The organism is Novosphingobium sp. G106, assembly GCF_019075875.1.
In the GTDB taxonomy this organism is placed as follows: domain Bacteria; phylum Pseudomonadota; class Alphaproteobacteria; order Sphingomonadales; family Sphingomonadaceae; genus Novosphingobium.
The window spans coordinates 5,366,406-5,391,510 of sequence record NZ_JAHOOZ010000001.1 but is presented as its reverse complement, the minus strand read 5'-3'; the positions used below and the strand labels follow the sequence as shown (position 1 = coordinate 5,391,510).

Sequence of the window (25,105 nt, the reverse complement as noted above, 5' to 3'; positions counted from 1 at the left end):
GGCCGGGATCAGAAGGCGTTACAGAACGAAATTGGACGCCGCCAGCACATGTATACCCGCCAGCTTGATGGCGAAATCGGCGACATTGTTCCCGTTAACGTCACCCTGAATGAAGGTATCGCCACCCGATACGAACCAGTTGATCGAGTTGGCCGTCACCGTCGTGGAGTTGGCAACGCCCAGGAAGGCCTGATCCCCGGCAACCGTCGTTCTGGCGTCGATTGCCGAAAGGTCGATCAGTTCTCCGGCAACGCCTTCCTGGAAGTCGAGGATCGTGTCTGGATTGGCGACAGTGGAGTCGGTGATCGCGTTGAAGACGAAGCGGTCGGCGCCCGTTCCACCAGTCAGCGCGTCGATGCCGCCGCCGCCGTTCAGAACGTCGTTGCCGTCGCCTCCGAACAGCTGATCGTTGCCGGCCATACCGAACAGGGTGTCGTTGCCGCCGAGCCCGAACAGCATTTCCGACTGATTGTTGTCGTTGCTGTAGAGGACGTCGTCGCCGGTCGTAGTACCGTTCAGCGTGTCGTTGGAATTGCCGTTGCCACCCGTGATGATCGTGAACGTTTCGTCCCTGAACATGCCCACGGGGTCACCGACCTGGGTAGCCCGCACGGTCACCGATAGGGTCTCGTTGACCCCGAGCCCCGTAGACGAAAGGCTGTTTCCGCTGATCGAAAAGAGATTCGCATTGGACTGACTGACGATCGCAAAGTTGATGGCGCCGGGATCGGGGTCGGTTGCCGACAAAGTGCCGCTGAATGCGAATTGATTGAAGTTCACGCTGTCAGCCGGCGTTGCCGGGGTCAGACTGATATCGGTCGGAGCAAAGTGGAGCGGGCCGTCGGCGGCGCCCACGAGATTGACCGTGTAGGACTGGCTCACGAGCGGGCCGTCGCCGTCGGTGACCGTTACCGTGAAGACATCGGTCGGCGTCTGACCGGCATTCAACGCTTCGATCGCCGCCACATTTTTTGCGTAATCATAAGCGCCCGTTGCGGTGTTCACGGTGAGCGTACCGTAGGCGCCGACCAGGCTTACCAGGTTCACGCCAGAGGCGCCGCCGCCCTGAATGCCGTAAGTCAGCGTCTCGATGTCGACGTCGCTGCCGACGAGCGTCCCGCTGAGCCCGCTGTCGGTGGTGCTGGTGCTGTTGGGCACCTCGGCGATCGAGCCGGACGCCACCGGCGTCAGCGTCGGCGCGTCGTCGGCGCCCGTCAGATTGACCGTGTAGGTCTGCGTCCCCAGCGGCGCATCGCCGTCCGAGACAGTGAAGGTGAACACGTCCGACGGTTTCTCACCGCTGTCGAGGCCTTCGATCGCCGCGGCATTCGGTGTATAGACATAGGCACCCGTCGCCGTGTCGACCGTCAGCGTGCCATAGGTTCCAGCCTTGGTCGCGATCCCGCTCGCCACGCTACCACCCTGGACACCGTAGATCAGCGTCTCGATGTCGACATCGCTACCGACGAGCGTCCCGCTGAGACCCGAACTCGTCGTCGCGCTGCTCTGGTCGATCTCGGCGATCGCTCCCGAAGTCACCGGCGCCAGCGTCGGCGCATCGTCGGCACCCGTCAGGTTGACCGTATAGGCCTGGGTGACCAGCGCGCCGTCACCGTCGCCGACGGTCACGGTGAACAAATCCTGCGGATGCTCGCCGCTGTCGAGGCCTTCGATCGCCGCGGCATTCGGTGTATAGACATAGGCACCAGTCGCCGTGTCGACCGTCAGCGTGCCATAGGTTCCAGCCTTGGTCGCGATCCCGCTCGCCACGCTAGCACCCTGGACACCGTAGATCAGCGTCTCGATGTCGACATCGCTACCGACGAGCGTCCCGCTGAGACCCGAACTCGTCGTCGCGCTGCTCTGGTCGATCTCGGCGATCGCTCCCGAAGTTACCGGCGCCAGCGTCGGCGCATCGTCGGCACCCGTCAGGTTGACCGTATAGGCCTGGGTGACCAGCGCGCCGTCACCGTCGCCGACGGTCACGGTGAACAAATCCTGCGGATGCTCGCCGCTGTCGAGGCCTTCGATCGCGGCCGCATTAGGCGTATAGGTGTAGGCACCCGTCGCCGTGTCGACCGTCAGCGTGCCATAGGTTCCAGCCTTGGTCGCGATCCCGCTCGCCACGCTACCACCCTGGAGACCGTAGATCAGCGTCTCGATGTCGACATCGCTACCGACGAGCGTCCCGCTGAGACCCGAACTCGTCGTCGCGCTGCTCTGGTCGATCTCGGCGATCGCTCCCGAAGTTACCGGCGCCAGCGTCGGCGCATCGTCGGCGCCGGAAACATTGACCGTATAGGTCTGCGTTCCCAGCGGTGCATCGCCGTCCGAAACGGTGAAGGTGAACTGATCGGCATGGTTTTCGCCAGCGTCGAGCGCCTCGATCGCGTTCCCATTCTGCGCGTAGCTGTAAGCGCCGGTGACCGTGTCGACCGTCAGGGTACCATAGGTGCCTACCAGACTCACCTGGTTCACGCCCGACGCGCTGCCCCCCTGGATGCCGTAGGACAGCGTCTCGATATCGACGTCGTGACCGATCACGGTTCCCGACAGGCCTGAACTGCTGCGCGAGGCGCTCTGGTCGATTTCGGAGACGGTGCCGCTCGGCACGGCATCGAGCGTCGGGTTGTCATCGGCGCCGTTGATCGTGAAGCTGACCTGCTTGGTCGTGCCATCGAGCGCGGTGATCGTGAACGTATCGACCTTCGTCTCGAGGCTGTCGAGATGCTGCACGGCGCCGTTGGCGACGGTGTAGGTATAGCTGCCGTTGGCCGCGAGGCTCAGCGATCCCAGATTGCCCGCGGCGCCGGCGACCGTCGTGAGGAACGACGACTGATTCAGATCGGGATCGACGATCGAAATCGTGCCGACTGCAGTCAGATTGTCGCTGGCGTTGACCGCCACGTCCTCGGTGACCTGCGTGACGGTCGGCTCCCCGACCACCGGGCTGTCGTTGGTGCCGTGGACGGTGACGGTTACCGCCTGGGTCGCGGTCGCGCCCTTGTCGTCGGTCACCGTCGCGGTGAAGGTCTCGGTCTTGGTCTCGCCCTCGGCGAGCTTGTCGGCGAGGCCCTGGTCGAGCGTATAGGTCCAGGCTCCGTCCGCGCCGATCGCGAAGGCGCCGTAGCTGCCCGGCGCGCTGCCGCTCCAGCTGGCGGTCGCGCCATTGTCGACGTCGGTCGAGGCGAGCTGGCCGCCCGCGCCCGGCGTGCCGGCCACCACCGTGCCGTTGTCGAGATTGCCCGCCTCGGTCACTTCGCCCAGCGCTGCCGCCGGACCCGAGCTCACCACCGGGCTGTCGTTGGTGCCGTGGACGGTGACGGTCACCGCCTGGGTCGCGGTCGCACCCTTGTCGTCGGTCACCGTCGCGGTGAAGGTCTCGGTCTTGGTCTCGCCCTCGGCGAGCTTGTCGGCGAGGCCCTGGTCGAGCGTATAGGTCCAGGCTCCGTCCGCGCCGATCGCGAAGGCGCCGTAGCTGCCCGGCGCGCTGCCGCTCCAGCTGGCGGTCGCGCCATTGTCGACGTCGGTCGAGGCGAGCTGGCCGCCCGCGCCCGGCGTGCCGGCCACCACCGTGCCGTTGTCGAGATTGCCCGCCTCGGTCACTTCGCCCAGCGCTGCCGCCGGACCCGAGCTCACCACCGGGCTGTCGTTGGTGCCGTGGACGGTGACGGTCACCGCCTGGGTCGCGGTCGCACCCTTGTCGTCGGTCACCGTCGCGGTGAAGGTCTCGGTCTTGGTCTCGCCCTCGGCGAGCTTGTCGGCGAGGCCCTGGTCGAGCGTATAGGTCCAGGCCCCGTCCGCGCCGATCGCGAAGGCGCCGTAGCTGCCCGGCGCGCTGCCGCTCCAGCTGGCGGTCGCGCCGTTGTCGACGTCGGTCGAGGCGAGCTGGCCGCCCGCGCCCGGCGTGCCGGCCACCACCGTGCCGTTGTCGAGATTGCCCGCCTCGGTCACTTCGCCCAGCGCTGCCGCCGGACCCGAGCTCACCACCGGGCTGTCGTTGGTGCCGTGGACGGTGACGGTCACCGCCTGGGTCGCGGTCGCACCCTTGTCGTCGGTCACCGTCGCGGTGAAGGTCTCGGTCTTGGTCTCGCCCTCGGCGAGCTTGTCGGCGAGGCCCTGGTCGAGCGTATAGGTCCAGGCTCCGTCCGCGCCGATCGCGAAGGCGCCGTAGCTGCCCGGCGCGCTGCCGCTCCAGCTGGCGGTCGCGCCATTGTCGACGTCGGTCGAGGCGAGCTGGCCGCCCGCGCCCGGCGTGCCGGCCACCACCGTGCCGTTGTCGAGATTGCCCGCCTCGGTCACTTCGCCCAGCGCTGCCGCCGGACCCGAGCTCACCACCGGGCTGTCGTTGGTGCCGTGGACGGTGACGGTCACCGCCTGGGTCGCGGTCGCACCCTTGTCGTCGGTCACCGTCGCGGTGAAGGTCTCGGTCTTGGTCTCGCCCTCGGCGAGCTTGTCGGCGAGGCCCTGGTCGAGCGTATAGGTCCAGGCCCCGTCCGCGCCGATCGCGAAGGCGCCGTAGCTGCCCGGCGCGCTGCCGCTCCAGCTGGCGGTCGCGCCATTGTCGACGTCGGTCGAGGCGAGCTGGCCGCCCGCGCCCGGCGTACCGGCCACCACCGTGCCGTTGTCGAGATTGCCCGCCTCGGTCACTTCGCCCAGCGCTGCCGCCGCGTTCGACGATACCACCGGGCTGTCGTTGGTGCCGTGGACGGTGACGGTCACCGCCTGGGTCGCGGTCGCACCCTTGTCGTCGGTCACCGTCGCGGTGAAGGTCTCGGTCTTGGTCTCGCCCTCGGCGAGCTTGTCGGCGAGGCCCTGGTCGAGCGTATAGGTCCAGGCTCCGTCCGCGCCGATCGCGAAGGCGCCGTAGCTGCCCGGCGCGCTGCCGCTCCAGCTGGCGGTCGCGCCATTGTCGACGTCGGTCGAGGCGAGCTGGCCGCCCGCGCCCGGAGTGCCGGCCACCACCGTGCCGTTGTCGAGATTGCCCGCCTCGGTCACTGCGCCCAGCGCTGCCGCCGCGTTCGACGATACCACCGGGCTGTCGTTGGTGCCGTGGACGGTGACGGTCACCGCCTGGGTCGCGGTCGCGCCCTTGTCGTCGGTCACCGTCGCGGTGAAGGTCTCGGTCTTGGTCTCGCCCTCGGCGAGCTTGTCGGCGAGGCCCTGGTCGAGCGTATAGGTCCAGGCCCCGTCCGCGCCGATCGCGAAGGCGCCGTAGCTGCCCGGCGCGCTGCCGCTCCAGCTGGCGGTCGCGCCATTGTCGACGTCGGTCGAGGCGAGCTGGCCGCCCGCGCCCGGCGTGCCGGCAACCACCGTGCCGTTGTCGAGATTGCCCGCCTCGGTCACTTCGCCCAGCGCTGCCGCCGGACCCGAGCTCACCACCGGGCTGTCGTTGGTGCCGTGGACCGTCACGTCGATGGTCTGGGTCGCGGTGCCGTCGAAAGATTTGACTGTCAGCAGATCGTGAACGACCTGGCCCGCGTAGAGCCCTTCCACGTTCGCCTGCGCGTTGGCGAGCGTGTAGCCCCAGACGCCGGTCGCCGCATCGAAAGCGAAAGTGCCATAGGCGCCGGCGAGCGACGCAGGCACCTGGAAATGCGCCTCGCCATCATCGACGTCGTGGACCGTGAGCTGGCCGCTGGCGGTCGGATCGCCGGCCGTGCCGTTGGCCACGCCGCCGGCCTCAACGACCGATGCATCCTCGCTATTGGACGCGGTGATCGTCGCGAAGTCGTTCGCACCGACGATCGTGACGTCGATCGTTTGCGTCGCCGTTCCGTCGGCCGATGTGACGGTGAGGGTATCGTGGACCGTATCGCCCGCGTTCAACGCCTGAACGTTGCCCTGGCCATTGGCGAGCGTGTAGTTCCATTCGCCGGTCTGGGGATTGAATGAGAAAGTGCCGTAGGTTCCCGCGAGCGAGGCGGGAGTCAGGAAGTGCGCCTCGCCGTCGTCGACATCCGAAACCAGAAGCTGTCCGTGTGCGGAGGCGTCGCCGGTGTCCGCGTTGGCCAGTCCGCCGGCTTCGATGACATGGGTATCGGCATTCGGGGCCACTGTGATGCTGGCGTTGTCGTTCGAGCCCTTGACCTGGACCGTGATGGCCTGGGTCGCCGAGCCGTCCCAGGATTTGACCGTGAGTGTCTCGTTGACGATGTCGCCGGCGTTGAGTGCTTGCGTTGCAGCGCGCCCGTTGTCGAGCGTGTAGGTCCATTTCCCGGTGAGATTGTCGAATGCCCAGGTGCCGTAGGTTCCGTTCAGCGCAGACGCTGTGGGGATCTGGAACTTGCTGTCGCCGGTATCGACGTCGCTGACTGTCAGCTGTCCCGAAGCAATGGGATCGTTCGTTTGGTTGTTCCCGACTCCGCCGGCTTCGGTGACCGAATAGTCGCCTCCCGACACTATCGAGATAGCAGCGCCGTCCTCGGCCCCGATGAAGGTCGCGGTGACGGTTGCCCAGCTCAAGGTGCCGTTGCCCAGGCGGATGGCATAGATGAAGCTGTCGGTCAGCGTCTGTCCGGCATGCAGCGCCTGGATCTGGGCCTTCACGCCGGCGGAGAGGCTGATCGAATCATAGCCGATCTTGCCGTCGCTGGTGATCCAGATCTTCGCACCGAGGGCGCTGGTATCTCCGCTGGTCGCTTCGGCCCGCGCGGTATCCTGCGAAAGCAGGTCGGCAGCGCTATAGCCGCTCATCGCGCCCGATTGGTTTGTGCCGTTGTCGATCGAGAACAGGGTCTTGGCATTTCCGCCCAGATCGTTCGACATGACGTCGAAATAGACGACCCCGAGAAAGTCCTCGGCAAGGCTGTAGCCGTCGTCCTTCGCTTGCGGCGTGTTGCTGAACGAAGTGGTCGTGCCGCCGGCACCCTGAACATTGCCCAAAGTCGAAACTCCCCTGTCACCCGAGCACAAGCTCGCGGCCGCCCTGTCAACGTTCACGCCAATTAATAAAATCGAGCGGACGTTAACTTATAAGCTAATACAAGTTAGACGACTTTGGGAATGTCTCGGCGAAAAAATGAAAGGGAGTGTTCGATAATGAGACGAAATTAGATAACTTTCGAAAGTTCAAAAGTTAACATCCACCCCATCTCAGATCATGACTGAAGTGCCGAAGCCGGCAGCTTCGCGCGCGGCTTCAACCCACCGCGGGCGCCTTGGCCCTGAGCCCCGCCATGCTCCGCATGCATTGCAGCAGCACTTCCGGCTCCGGACTTGGGATCAAATAATGCGAATAGGCCAATCGCAGGAACAGCTCGGCCGCCTGCTCGACCGACAGGTCGCCCGCCCTGACGGCCGGGACACGCGCCAGGGCATCGCCGACCAGCCGGACCCAGGTCGCTTTCTGCTTGGGCAACGATGCGGCCAGCGAGCGCACGGTGAAGCCGGGTTCCATCATTGGCGTTGCCGGCCCGAAGGTCTCGTCGAGATAGGTGACGAGATAGCTTAGCGCCGCATCGAGCCGCACGGCCGGGCTCCGTTCCAGTTCGAGAGCCTCGGCCAGCCCTTCGTAGAAGCGCTTTTCCTGGCGGAGCGACATCGCTTCGAGCAGATCGTCGCGCGTCGCGAACCAGCGATAGAGTGTAGGCCGCGAGACCTGCGCCGCCTCGGCCACGGCCGACAGCGTCAGCTTTTCGTGACTGCCGAGCTCGGCCAGCAGCCGGCATGCGGCGGAAACGATTGCGTCTGCGCTGGCGTTGCGTTCTCCCATGGCCCGAACTTTACGGAGCTAATGCCCGATGTAAAGCCCCTGTCACCCCGCACCTTGACACTTTGGACTCAATTTGTAACGTTCAGCGCACGAGCCGAGGTGACACCCGCCGGCTCAAGCATGAGAAAACAGGAGAGAGGAATGGCGGCAATCGACGCGCAGAACGGGCCCGAGGTGACGGCCGAGGTCAATTACATCCGCAACGCTCGGGCATCCGCGACCGAACCCAAGCTCGAGTTCGTGACCGAGGAAGAGTCGCTCTCGACGATGCAAACGCTTCCGGGCGAGGCCATGACGATCCGTTCGGCGCGCGGCCTTGCCACTTCGCTGGATCGCGAAGGCTTCGTCCTCGTCCCGCATGTCAGCCAGGTCGAGGATTTCCGCCTGATCGAGGAAGATGCGGATGTGGACAAGCTCTACACCGACGAGATGGCCACGCTGCTGCGCGAGGTCACCGGCGGGGTCTTCGCGATGATGCTGGGCGGCGGCAAGAAGCGCTTCGGCGAAAGCGCGACCGACCTGCTGGCGCCGCTGATCAACGCCAAGCCCGCCCGCTACGCCCATGCGGACAATACCGACGAATCCGCGCAGGAACTGTTCGCGCACATCACCGCTGCCGCCGGCGACCGGCTTCCGCCGAACGCGCGCTGGGCGCTCTATAACATGTGGCGCGCGGTCTCGCCGCCGCCGCAGGACTTCCCCCCTCGCCGTCTGCGACGCCAGCAGCGTCGAACGCGGCGACGAGGTCACGGTGACCGCCGTGACCAGCACGCGCGGCGTCGGCGACATGCGTCACGACACCACCGCCTATGTCCACAACCCCGGACACCGCTGGCACTACTTCCCCGACATGACCCGCGACGAGGTGATCGTGTTCAAAGCGCACGACAGCCAGGAAGGCGCCGTGCGGCGCGTGCCGCACACCGCCTTCACCGACCCCACCTGCCCGCCGGGCGCCCCCACCCGCGCCAGCGTCGAAGCCCGCGGCCTGGTGATCTTCCTGTGAGCGCGCAGATCAGTACCCAGGCGATCGTCGAACTGGCCCAGCAGATGTCGCCCGTCGAGGATCCGACACCGGGGCTCTTCGCCGATAACCTCGACCTGCTGGTCGACTCGATCAACGAGGAGGGGCAATTCAGCGAGCAAGGGGCGGCCGCCAGCACCGTCATGCTGGCGCTGGCGCAGCGCAAGCGCATCGAAGTTTCGCACTGGTGCGCAACCGAGCCGGGCATCACCCAGCAGCCGGTCGAGCGGCCGGTCTTTCTCACCGGCCTGCCCCGCTCCGGCACGACCTATTTCCAGTACCTGTTCGATCGCGAGCCCAGCTTACGCATGATGCGGACCTGGGAAGGCGATAGTCCCTGCCCGCCGCCGGCGGCCGATCCGGCATCGGCCGCGCAGCGCCAGGCGCATTGCGCCGAGCAGCACCGGCAACGGCGCGAGCGTGACGGCGGGGCCTCGGACAGCTTCCACCTGTCCGATCCCGACGGGCCGCAGGAATGCGTGATGATCATGGACCAGACCTTCGGCAACGCCGGCCATCTGTGGACCTTCCGCGTCCCCGGTTATTTCGACCGGGTGCTCGACACGGTCGACCTTGCCGCCTGCTACGCGCACCACAAGCGCGTGCTCCAGACCTTGCAATGGCAGGCGCCGACGCCGCGCTGGGCACTGAAATGGCCGTGTCACCTGCTGGCGCTCGATCCGATCCTGCAGGTCTATCCCGACGCGGCGATGGTCGTGACCCACCGCGATCCCGTGGCCGTGCTGGCATCGAACTGCAGCTATTCGACCTTCCTGCGCGGCATGTTCTCCGACCGGGTGGACCGCGCCGAAGTCGGGCAGCAGATGAAGGACCTGGTCGGCCGCCACATCCGCGCGCTCGTCGATTTCGACGCCAATCGCGCCGATGGCGTTACCATAGCCCATGTCGACTACAGCCAGGTCGTCGCCGATCCCGAGGCGGCGATGGTCGACGTCTATCGCTCGCTCGACCTCGAACTCACCCCGGAGGTCCGCCAGTCCATCGCCCAATGGCGCGCCGAGAACCCGCCGGGCAAGCGCGGCGTGCACACCTACGATCTCAGCGACTATGGCCTCGACGCGCGCGAGGTGGCCGAGGAGTTCGCCTTCTACACCGAGCGGTTCGACCTCGCCGGCAAGGTCGGCGCATGAACGATCCCACTGACTTCGAGGCTCTGCTCGACGGACTTCGCGGCGTTCACCAGCGCTTGTCGAGCCATCTCACCGGGCAGGACCACGCTCCCGCCGAGTTGACCGTGGCGATGCTCGGCGGGCTGATGGCGAGCTACCTGGGGCGCGTCTGCGCGGACCTCGACCATCCGGCGTTCCTGCCGGGCGCGGGCTATCACACGCGCATGGGCATGCCCAATCCCGATACTGTCTACCTGACCGCTGCGGTCGACGGCGGGGGCACCTATCGGCTGGCAGGCGACCGGGGCACATGCCCCGAAGTATCGCTGATGCCGATGGGCGGCCCGACTGCGGCGGGTCTCAAGACCTATCCGGCCATAGACCTGCGCGGTTTCGAGCTCGACGCCGCTGGCCGGCTCGACCTCGTCCTTTCTACAGAGCGGCCGAAGGGGCATGCCGGCCAATGGTGCGAGATCGCCCCGGACGTGCGCAGCCTGATGCTCCGGGCAGTTTCCGACGATTGGGGAAACCACCGCGATCCTGTTTTCTCGATCACCCGGCTCGGCACCACCAGCCGCCGCCAGCGCCCGGCACCCGAAGGCCTGGCCGCCAACCTCGCCGGCCTCGCTCCGATGGTCGAAGGAACGCTCGGCTTCGGCATGCGCAAGGTCGCCGGCCTGCGCGCGCAGGGCGTGGTCAATGCCGTCACCACGGTCGACTATTCGGCCGGCGGCGGACTGCCGGGCCAATGGTACCACGAGGGCGTGTTCGAGCTGGCACCGGGCCAGGCGCTGGTGATCGAGGCGGACCTGCGCGGCGGTGTGGAAACCTTGTCGCTGGCCCTCACCGACGCGCTGGGCTGCACGCTCGACTGGGCCAACGCCCAGGCCAGTCTCAACCGCAAGCAGGCGCAGATGGATGCCGACGGCTACCTGCGCTTCGTCGTGTCGGGCGAGGATCCCGGCGTGGCCAACTGGCTGGACACGATGGGCCACCCGATCGGCGTCATGCAGTTCCGATGGACCGGCCGTCCCGAAGCTCCGGCCCTGACCTTCCGGCTCGTCGACGGGGGCGAGGTGCTGACCTCTTTGCCGCCTCGCACTCGCACGGTCTCGCGCGACGAACGCGACGCGATCCTGCGCGCACGCGCAGCGGGCGCCCAGCAGCGAGTCTACTGGTAGCTGAGAGGAGAGATCAGTTCCTCAGCCGCGCAGCGAGAGGCAGGAGAATATCGTCGATGGCATGGGCAACGCCGTCCTCATCGTTGGATCGGGTGATCTTCATGGCCGCCGCGCGGACTTCCGCCGGGCCCTGCCCCATCGCGATCGACAGGCCCGCGCGCGCGAACATGGGCAAGTCGTTGCGCTGGTCGCCGATCACTGCGACATCGTCGAGAGGTGCGCCCATCGCAGCGGCGACAGCTGCGACGCCGTCACCTTTGTTTGCCGCCGGCGCGGTGATGTCGAGATAGTAGGTTTGGGAGCGCCCGACCGCCGCATCCTGCGACAAGGACTGCATCGCCAGGCGTTCGGTCTCCCCGAGCAGGTCCGGATCGTCCGAAACGGCCACGATCTTATCGACCGCATCGAGCAGATCCGCGAAGTCCGCATCGTAAATGGGATCGACGTTAGCAGACTTCCGCTCGCGGCCGTCGTGATCCCCGCTCGGCCGATCAGCGTACCATTGCCCGCCGCAGAACAGCCAGCGGGCGATGCCAGGGCGGTCGATCAGGGCAAGCGCGCGTCTTGCGACGTCAGGGGGCAACCTGTGGGCGGCAAGTACGGTCCCACTCGGATCGACCAGGGTTCCGCCGTTGAAAGCCGCGATCGGACCCCTCAGGCGCAGCTTTTCCGCGATCCAGAGCATGCCGCTGGGCGGCCGGGCGCTGATCAGCGAGACCGGGACGCCAGCCGCCTGAAGACGCCCCACCGCCGCGACGACGGTATCGCTGAGAGACTTGTCGCTCCGGACGAGGGTTCCATCGACGTCGGAGAGGACGAGGCGCAGGTCGGCCATCGTCCGATCCGATGCCTGCTTCACTGCGGGATCTCGACATGGCCGCCGAAGCCGAAGCGCATGGCCGACAGCAGCTTGTCGCCGAACGTCCCGTCGACGCGGCTGCGATAGCGCGCGAAGAGTGCGGCGGACAGGACATAGACCGGCACGGCTTCTTCCATCGCTGCTTCCACCGTCCAGTGCCCTTCGCCGGAATCAGCAACGTTGCCGCTATAGGCCTCCAGCTTCTGATCCTGCGCCAGCGCCGCGGCGGAAAGGTCGAGCAGCCAGGACGAGATCACGCTGCCCCGCCGCCAGACTTCGGCGATGTCGGTGAGGTTGAGGTCGAAACGCTCGTCCTCGGGCAGCTTGTCGGACGATTTGCCCTTCAGCACGTCGAAGCCTTCGGCATAGGCCTGCATCAGGCCGTACTCGATGCCGTTGTGAACCATCTTCACGAAATGGCCGGATCCCGCAGGACCGGCGTGGATATAGCCCTTCTCGGCGCGGGGATCTTCGCCTTCGTTCTCCATCCGCTTGGGCGTGCGCGGGATCGTACCCAGGCCCGGCGCGAGCGTGTCGAAGATCGGGTCGAGCAGGTCGACCGCCGCCTTCTCGCCACCGATCATCATGCAATAGCCGCGTTCCAGCCCCCAGACACCGCCCGAAGTTCCGACATCGACATAGGCGATCTGCTTCTCCGCGCAGGTCTTCGCCCGGCGGACGTCATCCTTGTAGAAGGTGTTGCCGCCGTCGATGACGATGTCGCCCGGGCTGGCCAGGCCCAGCAGGGCTTCGATCGTGCTTTCAGTGGGATCGCCGGCCGGCAGCATGATCCAGAAGATGCGCGGTGCATCAAGCTTTGCCACCACCTCCTCGAGCGTTGCCGCACCGGTCGCGCCTTCGGCGACCAACGCCTCTATCGCGGGCTGGTTGCGATCGTATGCGACGATTTCGTGGCCGCCGCGCATCAGGCGCCGGGCAATGTTGGCGCCCATCCGGCCGAGGCCGATCATCGCTAGCCGCATAGAGGATTCCTTCCGAGTTGGACTGCCGAAAGCCGCATCAGCAGCATCATGATTTCGCGGTGTCGGCCAGCGCGGCACGCTTTGCCGCAACCGCGCGCAACAGGGTCTCGGCGGCATCGGCGAATTGCTTGACGCCATCGTCGACGAGCGCGGAGGTCACGCCGTCCAGATCGAGCCCGAGCCTTTCGGCGTCTGCGAGAACCGCCTTTGCGTCGTCGAGACCGGTGGTCAGCGAGGCGCTTATCACGCCATGATCGCGGAACGCGTCCATCGTCTTGGGGGGCATGGTGTTGATCGTGTCCGGGCCGATCAAGGTATCGACGTAGAGCGTGTCGGTATAGTTGGGGTCCTTCACCCCGGTCGATGCCCAGAGCAGCCGCTGCGGCATCGCACCTGCATCGGCCAGCTTGCGCCAGCGCTCGCCCGCGATCGTCTCCTCGTACCAGGCATAGGCCAGCTTGGCGTTGGCGATGGCGACCTTGCCGCGCAATGCTTTCAGCGCGGCCGCATCCGCATCGCCCGCTTCGGTGCGGGCATCGATCTTCTTGTCGATCTGGGTGTCGATACGGCTGACGAAGAAGCTTGCGACGCTGGCGATCCGGTCGATCGGCTTGCCCTCGGCCAGGCGCGCCTCGAGCCCTGCCATGTAGGCTTCGGCCACGGCCTTGTAGGCGGCGAGCGCGAAAAGCAGCGTGATGTTGACGTTGATGCCATCGGCGATGAGCTGGCGGACCGCAGGGACGCCCGCCGCCGTGCCCGGCACCTTGATCATCAGGTTGGGCGCGTCGACCGATCGCCAGAGCCGCCGCGCCTCCTCGATCGTCGCCTCTGTATCGTTGGCGAGGAACGGGGAGACTTCGAGGCTGACATAGCCGTCGCGCTGCCCGAGCCGATCGTAGACCGGCTCCAGATCGGCGGCGGCAGCCTGGATGTCCTCCAGAGCTTGGCTCTCGTAAAGGGTCTGGTCGCTGGTTTCGCCGGTGCCGAGTACCTGCTTGAACCCCGCGTCATAGGCATCGCCGTGGCCCATCGCCTTTTCGAAGATAGACGGGTTGGATGTCACGCCGGTTATGTCGTCATCGGCGATAAGCCGCCTCAAGCCGCCTTCCGCCAGGAACCGCCGTTCGAGGAAATCGAGCCAGACCGCCTGTCCAGCTTCGTGAAGCTGCTTGAGACGAGAGTTGGTCATTTCACCTTCTCCACCAGGTCGCGCGCGGCCTTGCATACCGCATCCAGCGTGAAACCGAACTTCTCCTGAAGCTTGGCGATTGGTGCCGAGGCGCCGAAGGTCGACATGGTCACGGTCGCGCCGTCGGGGCCGACGTAGCGGTCCCAGCCGAGCGCGCCTCCCTGTTCCACGGCCAGCCGAGCCCGCACGCCGCGCGGCAGGACGCTGTCGCGATAGGCCTGATCCTGCTTCTCGAAGAGATACCAGCTCGGTAGCGACACGACACGAGACCTGGCCCCCTCGCTCGTGAGCTTCTCGTGCGCGGCGACGACGAGCGGCAGCTCGGAGCCGGTGCCGATCAGGATAATCTCCGGCTCGCCCGCGCAGTCCGCCAGCACGTAGCCACCCTTCTCGAGACCCGAGGCTGCGGCATACTTGCCGCGGTCGAGCGTCGGGATCGCCTGGCGCGAGAAGACCAGCGCGGTCGGTTCATGCGTGTGGGTCAGCGCGACCTTCCAGGCGACCGCGGTTTCGTTGGCATCGCCGGGGCGGATCACGTCGAGGCCTGGAATGGCGCGCAGCGCGGCTAGCTGCTCGATCGGCTGGTGCGTCGGTCCGTCCTCGCCGACGCCGATCGAGTCGTGCGTGAAGACGAAGATGACGGGCAGTTCCATGATCGCAGCCAGGCGGATCGGCGGGCGCATATAGTCCGAAAAGACCATGAAGGTGCCGGTGTAGGGGCGCAGGTAGGTCAGCGCCATGCCGTTGGCCACCGCCCCCATGGCATGCTCGCGAATGCCGAAATGCATGTTGCGACCGCCGGGCGTTACCGCCTCCAGAGAGGGCGCGTCCTTTACGTCGGTCTTGGTCGACGGCGAAAGGTCCGCTGCGCCGCCGACCAGCCAGGGCGCCCTGGCAGCGATGGCGTTGAGAACCTTACCGCCGGCATCGCGGCTGGCGATCCCCTTGGCGTCGGGCTCGAAGGTAGGAAGCTCGCTTTCCCAGCCGCCCGGCACCTTGCCGTGGCGAAGATCGTCGAGTGTAGAGGCCAGATCGGGGTAGGCCTCGCGATACCGCGCGAACATCTGCTCCCATTCCTCGCGCAGCGGCTTGCCGCGGCCGGCGACAGCAGCGGAAAAGCTCCGTTTTGCTTCCTCGGGCACGAGGAACTGCGCGTCCTCGGGCCAGCCGTTCCTCTTCTTCGCGCCGCGGATCTCGTCCTCGCCGGGCGCGTCGCTATGGGCTTTCTGCGTGCCGGCTCGGGTGGGAAAGCCGATGCCGATCACCGATTTCACCACGATCAGCGTCGGACGATCACCCGTTCTGCGGAAGGTCTCGATCGCTGCGGCGAAGCCTTCGGTGTCCTCGGCATCTTCGATGGTAACGGTGTTCCAGCCATAGGCCTGGAACCGCTTGGCGACGTCCTCGTCGAAGGCGAGAGCGGTGTCGCCTTCGATCGTGATGTGGTTGCTGTCGTAGATCCAGCAGAGGTTGGAGAGCGCGAGATGCCCGGCCAACGAGGCCGCCTCGCTCGCGACGCCTTCCATGAGATCACCGTCCGAGCAGACGGCGTAGACGTCGTTGTCGAACAGCGTGAAGCCGTCGCGATTGAAAGTGGCACCGAGCCAACGCGCTGCGATCGCCATGCCGACCGAATTGCCGCAGCCCTGGCCGAGCGGCCCGGTGGTCGTTTCGACGCCCGTGGTCATGCGGTATTCGGGATGGCCGGGCGTCTTCGAACCGAGCTGGCGGAACTGCTTGATGTCGTCGAGGCTGACCGCGGGTAGCCCGGTCTTGCGGCCCTCAGCGTCGATCTCCTGCACGCTCGCAAGATGAAGGACCGCATAGAGCAGCATCGAGGCATGGCCGCAGGACAGGACGAAGCGATCGCGGTTCGGCCAGTCCGGCACTTCGGGATCGTAGCGGAGGAAGCGCGTCCACAGGGTATGCGCCACCGGGGCAAGCGCCATCGGCGTGCCGGGATGGCCCGAATTGGCCTTCTGCACGGCGTCCATCGCCAGCGTGCGTATCGTGTCGATGGCAAGGCGCTCGGGCGAGCCGTCCTCGCGGACCCGCCGTTCCGCAGGGTGAGATGCGTCTGTCATGGAATCATCGATCCTCCGGTCCACTGGTGGAACGAAACAGCGGCGGGATGGATGCAGGCCTCACGCCTTAACATTAGGCAATGTTCCGCTCCGTGCGAACAACGCCATCCGCCGTCCCGAGATAAAGCGCGTCGATCTCCGACAGAAACAGTCCATGGCCGAGCATGCCCGGGATGAAGGACAGCCGTGTGGCAGTCCCGGCCGGATCGTCAAGAGCGGCGAAGTGGCAGTCGAAAATGAGGTTGCCCTGATCGGTCGTCACAGGCGCGCCAGCATCGTTGCGGCGCAAGATCGGCGTGCAATCGAGCCGTGCGAGTTGCCGTTCGACATAGGCGCGAGCGCTTGGCAGCGCCTCCACGGGGACCGGACGGGCGCCGAGCCGCGCGACGGCTTTCGACGCGTCGGCGATCGCGATCATGCGCCGGGCTGCACTCGCCACGATCTTCTCGCGCAGCATGGCCCCGCCCGCGCCCTTGATCGCGCGAAATTCCGCATCGATCTCGTCCACGCCGTCGATGCAAAGATCGACTTCGGCCACCTCTTCCAGGGTCAGCAAGGGAATGCGCGCCGCCCTGGCGCTATCGGCTGTCCGGAGCGACGTCGCGACGCCGCGGCAGCGCAATCCCTCGCCAAGACGGCGAGCCAGCGCCGCTATGGCGAAAGCGGCCGTCGTCCCGGTCCCGAGGCCGACCAGCATGCCGTCGGCCACTTCGGCCACGGCCGCCTCCGCCGAGGCACGCTTCCAGCTCTCTGTATGCAGGCCATTCCGGGCCATGCGCGACTCCGTTCCGTCCGAATGAGCAAAAGAGAGAACCTTTTGCCACAGGCTCGGCGGTATCGCGAAGAAAGGAAATGCCTGACCGGCGCGGGGGTTCTAGCCGCAAGTCCCCGGCTTGGAGCGGGGAATGGGAAAATCGGCAGGCGACCTAACGCGCGTACTTGATCAGTTCGGGATCGGGGCCCTGGCAGCTCAGCGGATTCCATCTGCTGCAGGAATCTGCGGTAAGCAGCGCCGCCGCAAACCAGATCGCTGCCGCCAGACTAATTCCCGCGCTACCGACCATGACATTGCGTCGCATACAGCACTCTCCGATCGCCGAGCACTGCGGAAGATACCTGCGTCACGTTAACAGGAAGTAAGGCGCGTGGGTCGCCAAAGATAACGACGGCCAGCGGCCAATTTCCCAACAATTACAGCGAACTCTCCGACCGTTGCGGGCTGGCGGCGTGCTAACGCCGCCCGAGAACCTTTCCAATTTGTAACGATTCATCCGACCGCGGCTGCGTTAGCTTGTGAGAACAGCGTTCCTCGAAACCCGCCGTAATAAGGCATCGGAACGCAAAATCAGGGAGAGGCACGATGAAATCACTCACAAGAGTCGCCCTAGTTGCGACGACCGCTCTGGCTTGGACCGCCCCGGCATTCGCCCAGGATGCACAGGCTGGCCGGGGAGAGGCCAACGGCAACGACGACATTATCGTAACCGCGCGTCGCAGCGAAGAACGCCTTCAGGACGTGCCGATTTCCATTACGGTGCTGAGCCAGGACGCGATCACCAAGCGCAACATCGTCAGCAGCGTCGACCTCGGCACCTATGTTCCTTCGCTGTCGACGAACCAGAGCTTCGGCGCGGAAAAAGCCAGCTTCGCGATCCGCGGGTTCACGCAAGAGGGCAAGACTTCGCCCTCGGTGGCAGTCTATTTCGCCGACGTCGTCGCACCGCGATCGAACGGCGGCACCACCTCGGGCAACGGCGCCGGCGTCGGCTCTTTCATGGACCTGCAGAACGTGCAGGTACTCAAAGGTCCGCAGGGCACCTTGTTCGGACGCAATTCCACGGGCGGCGCGATCCTGCTGGTGCCCTCCAAGCCGACCGACAACCTCGAAGGCTATGTCCAGGGCTCGATCGGCGATTACAACATGCACCGTGTCGAAGCGGTCCTGAACGCGCCGCTGTCATCGGCCATTCGCGTTCGGGGCGCGATCGATTGGAACCAGCGCGATGGCTATCTCCACAACAAGAGCGGCATCGGACCCGACGATTTCGGCAACACGAACTATTTCGCGGCGCGCTTTAGCGTGGTCGCGGACATCACGCCCGATCTGGAGAACTATACGATCGGCAGCTACAGCCGGTCCAACACGCACGGTGTGCTCCAAAGGGTTTCCGGCTGTAACCGTAACTACGCAAGTGCCTTCGGATTGGTCGGGCTTCTGGGACCGTTCGCCTGCGGCCAGGTCGACCGGCAAAATGCCCGCGGCGATGGCTTCTGGGATGTCGACAACAACGACCCCAACCCGCAGGAACTGATCCGACAGTGGCAGGTCATCAACACGACCACTTTGAAGGCCAGCGATACACTGACCATCAAGAATATCGTTTCCTATGCCGAATACCGGGAAACGGCCGACTTCGACCTGTTCGGCGACAATCTCATCTCCACGGGACAACCGCTCAACTTCGGAAACCTCGGGATCGGCGTCGGGGCGGCCGGCATCTGCTCGTTCGGATCAGCGGGGTGCACCACGCCGCTGGTGCTCCCGACCGTCGCCGGCCAGTCCCTCCCGGGCATCACCCTGCATCCCGGTGTGAGCGGCAACAATTCGGCACAGTCGACCCTTACCGAAGAACTGCAGTTCCAGGGCACGCTCGCCGATGGCCGCTTCAACTGGCAGGCGGGTGCCTATCTCGAATCCAGCAAGCCGCTGGGCTTCAATACGGGTACGACCCAGATCTTCGAAAGCTGCACCGACTACTCGACACTCCAGTGCACCAATCCGCTACTGATCGGTTCGCTCTCGGCCTCGAACGTGAAGGACACCTTCAACAGCAAGGCGTTCTACGCACAGGCGACCTACAAGCTGACCGAGCAACTGAGCCTGACAGGTGGCTTCCGCTACACCTGGGACAAGGTCATGAGCGAATCGCGCAACGTCAACATCAATATCCCCACGCCGGGCACTGCGGTCTATTCGTGCCAGAACGTGGTGAAGTTCAACGGCGGAGACATTTCCATACCGCTGATCGTCGAGGGACCGATTTCTGCTAAGTGCGACGACGTACTCCACCAGAATTCGAGCCGCCCGACCTGGCTGATCGACGTCGACTACAAGCCCATCGACGATATCCTTCTCTACGCCAAATGGGCGCGGGGTTATCGTCAGGGTGCGATCAACTCGAACAATCTCGGCCTCGAGATCGCCACACCTGAGAAGATCGATACCTACGAAGCCGGCGCGAAGACCAGCTTCCGCGGTGCCGTGCCCGGTTATTTCAACATCGCGGGCTTCTACAACAACCTCACCGACCAGCAGCTTGCGGTCAATTCGGTCGTCGCACCCCAATTCCAGGGCAAGGTTCCCAATGCCCAGCCGATCGTGAACGCAGGCAAGTCCCGGACATGGGGTATCGAGGTCGATGCTTCGGTACGGCCGTTCACCGGGTTCAAGTTCGACGTCGGCTATACCTACCTCAACACCAAGCTGATAGAATTTACCCAGCCGCCACTGCCGATCTATTATTCGGCGCTGTTCCCCTCGGCTGACGTCGGTCAGTCGCTTGCACTTTCGCCGAAGAACCGGGTGACCCTCACCGGAACCTACACGCTGCCGCTGGACGAAAGCGTCGGCCAGGTGTCCTTCGGCGCGACCTTCACCCATACCGACGCCAATCGCGGTGTTTCGCCAAATGTCGCGCCCAACTACCTGCTGCCGGCGGCGAATCTGCTCAATCTCAATGTCGATTGGCAGTCGGTGTTCGGTCGGCCGATCGACCTGTCGTTCTTCATGACGAACGTCACCAACCAGAAGCTGGTCGTCTATCCGGCCGGAACTTTCACGACCAACGGCCAGATCACGGGCCAGCTCAACCAGCCGCGGATGTTCGGCTTCCGTGCGAAGGTCCACTTCGGGAATTGATCCACGATGCCCGGCTTCCATTGCGGAAGCCGGGCCACTTCAACGCAATGACAGACGAAATTCCAGAACCGTGGCTACTTCAAAAACGCTGAGAGAATATGTCCAAACAAAGCATGTCACCCCAAGGTGGGCAGGCTTTCGGGAATTCTCACTCGCAACCGATCGTGTGCTCGATGCCGCCTCCTGGGCCGAATTGCGGGGCTTCATCGAAAGCCACGCCACACCGGACAAAAAGAGCTCTCTGGTCTGTCAGGCCCGCGTCATCTGGGAAGGCCACCTGAAGCTTCTCCGTAGAACGCAAAGCCCCCGCAAGCGGTCGGAAGCGGTTCACTGACCAATGCTTACCCTGCGAACTTGACCTCGTAGGCGGCGACGATCGCCTGCGGATCGAAGTAGTAGGGCTTGATCTCGCAGCACTTGCCGTCGCGGAAGCGGAACAGCTCGCACAGCTGGGCTGGCGGGACCGATGGATCGGCGAACCGCATGGTCAGGATCGCGACGGCATAGTCTCCTCCGGCGGTCGTCTGCGTCCGATCGAGCCCGGCGACGTCGAGCATGCCCATCACCTTGATGAACAGATCGCGCAGCGCATATTTGCCGCGATAGACGCCCGCCATCGGCAGGCCATCCGCTTCGGTGACGAAGAAATCGTGGGTCAGCATCGCTGCCGCCTTGTCCCAGTCCCCCGTGCCTGTGGCAGCGTAGAGATCGTCGACGAAACGAATCATGTCTTCGTGAGTCATGGTCATGACGACGCTCCTGTTCCCGCCGTCGTTTCGGACAATCGGGCCGCCGCCGAACCTAGCGATTAAACTAGCCGTGCCGGGTTCCCGCGCGCGCTATGAACGCATCATGGGAACCATCCGCCAGATCATCCTCGTCAACCGCCCCCAGGGCGTGCCCCAGCCCAGCGACTTCGCGCTTGCTGAGGCGCCGATGCCCGAGCCCGGCGAGGGCGAGATCCTGGTCAGGATGCGCGTCGGTTCGGTCGACCCGGCAATCCGCGGTTTTCTGGACGATCGGCCGTCCTATCTTCCGCCGGTGGCGCTGGGCGCGCCGATCGCCGGCATGTCGCTGGGTGAGGTCGTGGCGTCGAACAATCCGGCCTATCCGGTGGGCACGCTGGTGCGCACTTTCGCGACCTGGTCGGACCACTATGTGATCGGACCCGACGCGCTCGGCCTCGAAGTGGTGAAGCCGCAGCCCGGAACCGAACTCTATCACTATATGGGCGCTCTCGGGCCGGTCGGACTGACCGCCTGGGTGGGCCTGTTCGCGGTCGGCGAGGCGAAGCCGGGCGAAACCGTGGTCATCAGTGCGGCGGCGGGGGCTACGGGTTCCACCGTCGGCCAGATCGCCAAGGCGCGCGGCTGCAAGGTCATCGGCCTCGTCGGCTCGCCCGAGAAGGCCCAGGTCATCCGCGAACTCGGCTTCGACGCGGCGATCGACTACCGCGCAACGCCCGACATCGCCGCCGAGATCGCGCGCGTGGCGCCCGAGGGCGTCGACGTCTATTTCGACAATGTCGGCGGCGAGACCCTCGAAGCGATCCTGCCGCTGATGCGCCTTCACGGCCGCGTGCCGGTCTGCGGCATGGTCGGCCAGTACAACGATGCAGACCATCCGCACGGCGTGACAACGCTGTGGCAGCTCGTCGTCAACCGGATCAAGATGCAGGGCTTCATCACCTACGACTATCCGGGCGTGCTCAACCAGGCACAGCAGGAGCTCGACGGCTGGGTCGCCGAGGGCAAGCTGAAGCCGCTCGCCAATGTCCGCGACGGCTTCGAAAAGCTGCCCGAGGCCTTCATCGATCTGATGTCCGGCCGCACCATCGGCAAGACGATCGTCCGCATCTAGAAACCAATCAACGGGAGACCATGCCATGCCTTTCACCGGCCCCAGCGAAGACCGCCTGGCGATCCGCGAATTGCTCGAGACCTACGCCGATGCAGTGACGCAGAGCGATTCCGCGGCCTGGGGCGCGACCTGGGCCGAGGACGGCGAATGGTCGCTGCCCGACTATCCCGAGATCGGCACGACCAAAGGTCGCGAAGCGATCGTCGCCATGTGGATCGAGGCGATGAAGGCCTATCCGGGGATCATGTTCGAAGCCTGGCCCGGTTCGATCGAGATCGACGGCGACCGCGCGGTGATGCGCAGCTACACCTCCGAGATCTACGACCAGGAAGGCCTGACCAAGCGCGACCGCGGCACTTACGAGGACGTCTGCGTCAAGCGCGACGGCCAGTGGCTGTTCCAGAGCCGCGTGTTCCGCAACCGCCACCGCCAGCACGCGCCCAAAGGCGTCTGATCCGAGCTTACGGCTCTCCCAGGCTGGCGAGCAGTTCATCGAGCTGGTCGAGTTGCTCGGGCATCCCGCCTTCCATCCCGACGAAGGCTTCGTCGAGCGCTTCCTTCGAGGCGTAGCGTTCGTTGAAGGTCAGCAGCGTCTTGCCGTTCGACTCAGCGAAGGTCACCGAGGTCACGGGGCCGTCATCGGTCTCCTCGTTGGTCCAGGCGATCCGCGAGTCCGGTTCGACTTCGAGATAAGTCCCGAAGAACGCCATGATGTGCGAAGCATCCCTTGCGAACTCGAGCCGGTACTTACCGCCGACACGCACGTCCATCGCGCAGGTTCGCAGAAGCATGCCCGAGGACTTCGGCGCCCACCACCGCATGAACAACTCGGGCGTGGTCCAGGCCTTGAACAGCAGGCGGGCGGGCGCGTCGAAAGTGCGCGTGACGATCAGCTCCCGATCGGACCTCTCGACTTTGGTGCGGGATTGCCCGGTGCTGGATTCGTGACTGCTAAGACCCATCGGAATTCTCCTTCAGCTTGAGTTCGGCAACCACCCTGTCCAAAGCATCGAAGCGCGCGTCCCAAAGCTGGCGGTACCTGTCGATCCACGCGGCCTCCGCATCCAGCCCAAGGGCGCCCAGCCGGCAGGTCCGCACTCGCCCGACCTTTTCTGTCGTGACCAGTCCCGCACGCTCCAGCACGCTGACGTGCTTCTTCATGCCCGTGAGGGTGATGTGGAACTTCTCGGCCAGGGCCGAGATCGAAGCGTCCGCCCGTCCAAGCTGTTCCAGCACGCCACGCCGGGTGGCATCCGACAAAGCGGCGAAAGATGCATCGAGGTGAGTGCTTGAATACTGAACCATATAGTTCAGTATCTAGTATGCCGACGGGCCAGGTGCAAGAGGCTTGCCACGCGCCCTGTCGCTCGCCGGATCGGCCGGAAGTTCGGCGCTCGAACAGAAAGGGCGGAGCCTTGGCCCCGCCCTCCCCGTGCGCTTCCAAGGGAGAGAGATCAGAAGCGCTTGGTAACCTGCACCCGCACCGTGCGCGGGAGGTTGGCGAAGCCGAGCTGGTCCGCGGGGACGCCGGCCGCAGTGCCGGTGCCGCTGCCCGTCGAGGGACCGTCGACCACGCCGCTGACGTAGAACGCGTTGGTCAGGTTCTTGCCAACGAGCGCGATCTCCCAATTGTCGTCCTCGGCGCCGAAGCGGATGCCGGCGTCGAGCGTGACATAGCTGTCCTGGCGCGAGCGCGGATTGCCGAAGCCCGAGGCGAGATACGATCCGCTGTAGCGCCCGTCGACGTTGATGCCGAACTTGAGGTCGCTGCCGACCGGCATTTCATAAGCGACGCCCAGATTTCCGGTCCACTTCGGCGCAACCGACAGCGGCGCGCCGTTGAGGTTCTGGTTCGAGAAGATGCCGCCTATCAGCGTGCAGCCCTGGGCGATGGTCTGGCCGGCATAGCACGGCGCATTGGGGAACTTGGTATAGTGCGCATCGGTGTAGTTGACCGAACCGTGCAGGTTGAGCCCTGCCACGCTGCGCGGGGCATATTCGAACTCTGCCTCGACACCAGACGTCTTGGCGTCGGCGGTCAGCGTCTGGAACGCGAAGATCGGCGAGTTGAAGAAATCGACCTGCAGATCGAGATACTTGTAGGTAAAGGCCGTCAGGTTCAGGCGAAGCTGGTTGTCGGCCAGCGTCGTCTTGATACCCGCCTCGAAGCCGCGCGCGCGTTCCGGATCGAAAGTAAGGTCGTCGAGCGGATTGGACGAGAACTTCGAGTTGATGCCGCCGTTGGAGAAGCCGCCCGACTTGTAGGCGGTCTTGAACGCGCCATAGATCAGGATGTCGTCGGTGGGCTTGTAGGTCAGCGTGACTTCGGGCGACCAGTTGTTGAAGGTCTGGTCGGCATTGATCTGGCCGAGGCCATCGGGATCGTTCGCGGGGCGGAAGATCGAAGTCACGCCCGGATTGTTGTAGGGTTGGCTGAAGAAGCTGTCCTTGGTCTCGTGGGTATAGCGGACGCCCCCCCGCCAGCTCGAGCTCGGGGACGATCTTCCAGGAAAGCTGGCCGAACACGGCGAAAGTCTCGCCCTTGGTGAAGCTGGTTTTGCGCGTGGCGACGTAGACATCGCTGGTCGGCGCCGCGCTGTTACGCAGGCCGGCGAAGGCGATGTACTGGCCGAAATCGCGCCGCGTCTTCTGGTAGAGCGCGCCGATCATGCCGTTGATCGGACCGTCGAGCGTGGTCTGCGCGCGCAGTTCCTGAGAGAAAGCCTTCCAGGTCGAATTCTCGGTCGCCCACTGGCCGGCATTGCTCGTCTGGAAGTCGCAGGCGCAGGCCCAGCGGTTGTTGTTGGTGTTGTAGTTGGTGACCGAGCTGATCGTCAGGTTGTCGAGCTCGTACGAGAGGTTCCCGTTGAGCGCCCACGAGCGGTAACGGTTGTAAAGCGAGCCGTCTTTCTCGGCATAGGGGAAGGTTGCCGCGATATCGGCCGGCATGTTGTTCTGGTGAGTGACGAAATCCTTCTCGCAGCGATAGCCGGTGAGCTGGCTTAGCCCACTGGGCAGGCCGCAATTGAAGGCGACGTAGTTCCACGAGGAGTTGTTGACCTTGTTATAGTCGTAAGCGCCTTTCAGCGTCGCGGTAAAGCGGTCGCTCGGCGTGAACTTCAAGGTCAGGCGGCCGAGCAGCTCGTCCTCGCCCGGCGAGCG

17 protein-coding genes and 1 pseudogene are annotated in these 25,105 nt (G+C 65.1%); 7 read left to right on the top strand and 11 right to left on the bottom strand.

Annotated elements, in window-relative coordinates; translation table 11 throughout:
• Window positions 1-18 precede the first annotated feature (18 nt).
• Entirely contained in the window at window positions 19-6,885 is a 6,867-nt protein-coding gene (locus KRR38_RS26265) for a VCBS domain-containing protein (RefSeq protein ID WP_217406367.1), read from the bottom strand.
• A gap of 256 nt (window positions 6,886-7,141) precedes the next feature.
• Window positions 7,142-7,714, bottom strand: coding sequence for a TetR/AcrR family transcriptional regulator (locus KRR38_RS26260; RefSeq protein ID WP_217406366.1), 573 nt, complete (start codon window positions 7,712-7,714; stop codon window positions 7,142-7,144).
• Window positions 7,715-7,735: 21 nt separating this feature from the next.
• On the opposite strand from KRR38_RS26260, the pseudogene KRR38_RS37890 reads away from it, so the two are divergent.
• From KRR38_RS37890 to KRR38_RS26250, 4 genes and pseudogenes are all read left to right on the top strand, one after another.
• Window positions 7,736-8,356: pseudogene (locus tag KRR38_RS37890) on the top strand (hypothetical protein); the annotation flags it as partial.
• On the top strand, window positions 8,277-8,720 hold the full coding sequence (locus KRR38_RS37885; protein WP_375293472.1) for a CmcJ/NvfI family oxidoreductase: 444 nt from the start codon (window positions 8,277-8,279) through the stop codon (window positions 8,718-8,720). The pseudogene KRR38_RS37890 and the gene KRR38_RS37885, both read left to right, overlap by 80 nt.
• Window positions 8,721-8,764: 44 nt before the next feature.
• The gene (locus tag KRR38_RS37880; protein WP_375293471.1) at window positions 8,765-9,889 is read left to right on the top strand and encodes a sulfotransferase; all 1,125 of its coding nucleotides are present in this window, start codon (window positions 8,765-8,767) and stop codon (window positions 9,887-9,889) included.
• Window positions 9,886-11,049 (top strand): hypothetical protein, encoded by a 1,164-nt coding sequence (locus KRR38_RS26250; RefSeq protein WP_217406364.1) that lies wholly within the window; start codon window positions 9,886-9,888, stop codon window positions 11,047-11,049. Before KRR38_RS37880 ends, KRR38_RS26250 begins: the two co-directional genes overlap by 4 nt.
• Window positions 11,050-11,062: 13 nt before the next feature.
• Here the strand turns inward: KRR38_RS26250 and KRR38_RS26245 are convergent, their stop codons facing one another.
• The 5 genes from KRR38_RS26245 to rpiA form a co-directional block, all read right to left on the bottom strand.
• Window positions 11,063-11,908, bottom strand: coding sequence for a Cof-type HAD-IIB family hydrolase (locus KRR38_RS26245; protein WP_309141144.1), 846 nt, complete (start codon window positions 11,906-11,908; stop codon window positions 11,063-11,065).
• Window positions 11,905-13,008, bottom strand: coding sequence for a phosphogluconate dehydrogenase (NAD(+)-dependent, decarboxylating) (gene gnd, locus KRR38_RS26240; RefSeq protein WP_375293439.1), 1,104 nt, complete (start codon window positions 13,006-13,008; stop codon window positions 11,905-11,907). Before gnd ends, KRR38_RS26245 begins: the two co-directional genes overlap by 4 nt.
• Entirely contained in the window at window positions 12,938-14,080 is a 1,143-nt protein-coding gene (gene tal / locus KRR38_RS26235) for a transaldolase (protein ID WP_217406362.1), read from the bottom strand. Before tal ends, gnd begins: the two co-directional genes overlap by 71 nt.
• Window positions 14,077-16,164 (bottom strand): transketolase, encoded by a 2,088-nt coding sequence (tkt, locus tag KRR38_RS26230; protein ID WP_217406361.1) that lies wholly within the window; start codon window positions 16,162-16,164, stop codon window positions 14,077-14,079. The genes tal and tkt overlap by 4 nt, the downstream gene beginning before the upstream one ends.
• A gap of 73 nt (window positions 16,165-16,237) precedes the next feature.
• On the bottom strand, window positions 16,238-16,939 hold the full coding sequence (gene rpiA, locus KRR38_RS26225) for a ribose-5-phosphate isomerase RpiA (RefSeq protein WP_217406360.1): 702 nt from the start codon (window positions 16,937-16,939) through the stop codon (window positions 16,238-16,240).
• Between the two features lie 585 nt (window positions 16,940-17,524).
• Here rpiA and KRR38_RS26220 point away from each other — a divergent pair.
• Window positions 17,525-20,083, top strand: coding sequence for a TonB-dependent receptor (locus KRR38_RS26220; protein WP_217406359.1), 2,559 nt, complete (start codon window positions 17,525-17,527; stop codon window positions 20,081-20,083).
• A gap of 341 nt (window positions 20,084-20,424) precedes the next feature.
• On the opposite strand, the gene KRR38_RS26215 is transcribed toward KRR38_RS26220, so the two are convergent.
• Window positions 20,425-20,832 carry a nuclear transport factor 2 family protein gene (locus KRR38_RS26215; protein ID WP_309141143.1) on the bottom strand — a complete coding sequence of 136 codons (408 nt, stop codon included), beginning with the start codon at window positions 20,830-20,832 and terminating at the stop codon, window positions 20,425-20,427.
• A gap of 103 nt (window positions 20,833-20,935) precedes the next feature.
• Here KRR38_RS26215 and KRR38_RS26210 point away from each other — a divergent pair, with 103 nt between their 5' ends.
• The gene (locus tag KRR38_RS26210; RefSeq protein WP_217406358.1) at window positions 20,936-21,943 is read left to right on the top strand and encodes an NADP-dependent oxidoreductase; all 1,008 of its coding nucleotides are present in this window, start codon (window positions 20,936-20,938) and stop codon (window positions 21,941-21,943) included.
• 25 nt (window positions 21,944-21,968) lie between these two features.
• A complete protein-coding gene (locus tag KRR38_RS26205) occupies window positions 21,969-22,397 on the top strand; it encodes a nuclear transport factor 2 family protein (protein ID WP_217406357.1) in 429 nt (142 codons plus the stop codon).
• 7 nt (window positions 22,398-22,404) lie between these two features.
• Here KRR38_RS26205 and KRR38_RS26200 read toward each other — a convergent pair whose 3' ends face one another.
• The 3 genes from KRR38_RS26200 to KRR38_RS37505 all read right to left on the bottom strand — a co-directional run bounded on the left by KRR38_RS26200 (window position 22,405) and on the right by KRR38_RS37505 (window position 24,522).
• A complete protein-coding gene (locus tag KRR38_RS26200) occupies window positions 22,405-22,905 on the bottom strand; it encodes an SRPBCC family protein (RefSeq protein WP_217406356.1) in 501 nt (166 codons plus the stop codon).
• The gene (locus KRR38_RS26195) at window positions 22,895-23,248 is read right to left on the bottom strand and encodes a helix-turn-helix transcriptional regulator (RefSeq protein WP_217406355.1); all 354 of its coding nucleotides are present in this window, start codon (window positions 23,246-23,248) and stop codon (window positions 22,895-22,897) included. Before KRR38_RS26195 ends, KRR38_RS26200 begins: the two co-directional genes overlap by 11 nt.
• Window positions 23,249-23,397: 149 nt before the next feature.
• On the bottom strand, window positions 23,398-24,522 hold the full coding sequence (locus KRR38_RS37505) for a TonB-dependent receptor (protein WP_309141142.1): 1,125 nt from the start codon (window positions 24,520-24,522) through the stop codon (window positions 23,398-23,400).
• Window positions 24,523-25,105 lie beyond the last annotated feature (583 nt).